This window comes from Catenibacterium sp. (assembly GCF_052354645.1).
In the GTDB taxonomy this organism is placed as follows: domain Bacteria; phylum Bacillota_I; class Bacilli_A; order Erysipelotrichales; family Coprobacillaceae; genus Catenibacterium; species Catenibacterium mitsuoka_A.
On sequence record NZ_DAWDDM010000195.1, the window covers coordinates 1 to 2,357 of the forward strand.

Below are 2,357 nucleotides of genomic sequence, written 5' to 3' on the forward strand. Positions count from 1 at the left end.
CTATAACTCTTTATAGAAATGTGAAAGATGTTCAAATCAATCGCTTTATTGATGGTTATAAAGGATTAATGTATGAAAAATACAAAAAAATGAAGCCTAAAGATTTTTATGATATTTTAAACGTAGGTGGTTCAATTCTTGGAAATTCAAGATGTCCTTTCAAACGTATGCGTATTATTGAAAATGGTTTTGATAAAGTCAAAGCGATGAAGAATACTTATAAGAAACTTGAATTGGACTGCTTAGTTGTACTAGGTGGTAATGGTTCTATTAAAAGTGCTAATATGTTATCACAGGAAGGACTAAATGTAATTGCATTACCTAAGACAATTGATAATGATGCCTGGGGTACAGATTATACATTTGGTTATTCTTCTGCCACAGCCATTGCGACACGTTACTTAGATGAAATCAAGACAACAGCCGCAAGTCATAGCCGTGTCTTTGTGATTGAAGTTATGGGTCATAAGGTAGGACATATCTGCTTATCTGCTGGTATTGCAGCAGGTGCTGATGTTATCCTCTTACCTGAGATTCCATATGATATTAAAGTTGTTGCGAAAAAGGTTAAAGAAACATTAAAGAACGAAAAGAACTATGCAATTATTGCCTGTGCTGAAGGTGCTATTTCTGAAGCAGATGCACTAATGAAGAAAAAAGACTATAAAGCAAAAGTACTTGCAAGAAATGGTCGTTCTGTAGCTTATGAAGTAGCTGATGAATTAAGTCAGGAAATTGATGCCGAGATTCGTGTATCATGTATTGGTCATGCACAGCGTGGTGGTAATCCTGATAGTTATGATCGTGAAATCTCTACACGTTTTGGTGTAGAAGGTGCAAGACTCATCATTAAGAAACATTATGGTGAATATGTTGTATTACAAGGAAATCATGTTACACATATTCCATTAGAAGCTACTGCAGGAAAATTAAAATTTGTAGATACTGAAGGAGAAATCGTACAAAGCGCAAAGCTTGTAGGAATCTCATTTGGTGAGTAAAACTGTTCGTCATGAACAGTTTTTTTGTGTATAATGTGAAATAGGTGATATTATGCATAAACTAACATTTTGGAAAAAGATAGGACTTTCTTTTATTGTCCTTGTAGCTATACTTATACTGATCAATCATCAACTCAATAAAGATACCAATACACCAAATAGACTCACTCTGTCTAACCTATTTACTGTAGATGTGAAGAAATCCCATATCCCATGGATTACAACTGCAGATAATAATAAACAGGAAGCACTTGATGTAGTGAATCGTAAGATGGCATCTACTATTAAGAATTTTATTTCAAAAGAGGAAAAAAGCGGAAGTTATTATTCTATTAATCATGAGATTGTCTATAATACAGACCAGTTATTTACTCTTAAATTAGAGCTAAATAAAGCACGTGCAGATAGTTACACAAAGAACGTTTATTATACAATCAACAAATCCACAGGAAAGAGTATCCCTCTTTCTGCTTATTTTAAGAATAGTGACTATAAAAAAGTGATTTCTAAAGAGATACTTAAACAGATGAAAGCAGAAATGAAAAAAGACACCAATAAAGTATATTGGTGTCAAAAGAATGATAATCCTCGTTTTAAAAGTATTTCGAAGAATCAAAGCTACTATATTAATAAACAAGGTGAACTTGTCATCTGCTTTGATCAATTTGAAGTAGCTCCCGGTTATATGGGAAACCCTATATTCACAATTAAAAATGACTTACTAGACGACTACTTCAAATAGTCGTCTTTTATCTTGTGAAAACAAGATTGTGTTCTCTTTTATAAAGATATCTTCTAAGTAATTCCTGAGCTAAAGAATCAGGCTTAATGATATTCATTGCATCTTTTAGATCATACCATTTTGCATAATCTACTTCTTCATTACAGTGGAATGATTCATCTTCTACAACAACGACATAGTTATTTATATATGTATTAGTACGAGCATAGTATTCATTATCATTGAATTCATAAGAAGAAATAGTAAGACCTGTTTCTTCTTTGACTTCTCTAAAAAGAGCCTGTTTCGCATTTTCTCCTTTTGTGACATAACCTGCAATTAAGATATTATCCTTATGTCCATATTGTTGGATGAGAAGGATTTTATCTTTTTTGGGATTGAGTACAAGCGCACTGACTGCACTATTAAACATTGGGAATCTGAATTCCTGACAGTTTGGACAATAAGGTACCATACCATCTATTCCATTTTCTTTTTCTATTAATTCATGACCACATTTTATGCAATAACTCATTGATTTTCTTTTCTCCATTTCTTGATTTCATTTAATCTATTCTTATATTGTTTCTCTGCACCTTGAGTACCTGGAATATAATACTCCCTGCCTTTTAATG

The 2,357-nt window shown here is 32.5% G+C and carries 3 protein-coding genes; 2 read left to right on the top strand and 1 reads right to left on the bottom strand.

The window, feature by feature from the left end:
* On the top strand, positions 1-1,001 hold a 1,001-nt coding region (locus ACT8VG_RS08445; protein WP_444195622.1), incomplete at its 5' end, for a 6-phosphofructokinase.
* A gap of 52 nt (positions 1,002-1,053) precedes the next feature.
* A complete protein-coding gene (locus ACT8VG_RS08450) occupies positions 1,054-1,743 on the top strand; it encodes an RsiV family protein (protein WP_444195623.1) in 690 nt (229 codons plus the stop codon).
* 7 nt (positions 1,744-1,750) lie between these two features.
* On the opposite strand, the gene ACT8VG_RS08455 is transcribed toward ACT8VG_RS08450, so the two are convergent.
* A complete protein-coding gene (locus tag ACT8VG_RS08455; RefSeq protein WP_217106044.1) occupies positions 1,751-2,257 on the bottom strand; it encodes an NAD(+) diphosphatase in 507 nt (168 codons plus the stop codon).
* Positions 2,258-2,357 lie beyond the last annotated feature (100 nt).

Excerpts from the sequence above, each read along its gene's own strand:
- ACT8VG_RS08450 (WP_444195623.1), top strand. The coding sequence starts at position 1,054 with ATGCATAAACTAACATTTTGGAAAAAGATAGGACTTTCTTTTATTGTC.
- ACT8VG_RS08455 (WP_217106044.1), bottom strand. The coding sequence starts at position 2,257 with ATGAGTTATTGCATAAAATGTGGTCATGAATTAATAGAAAAAGAAAAT.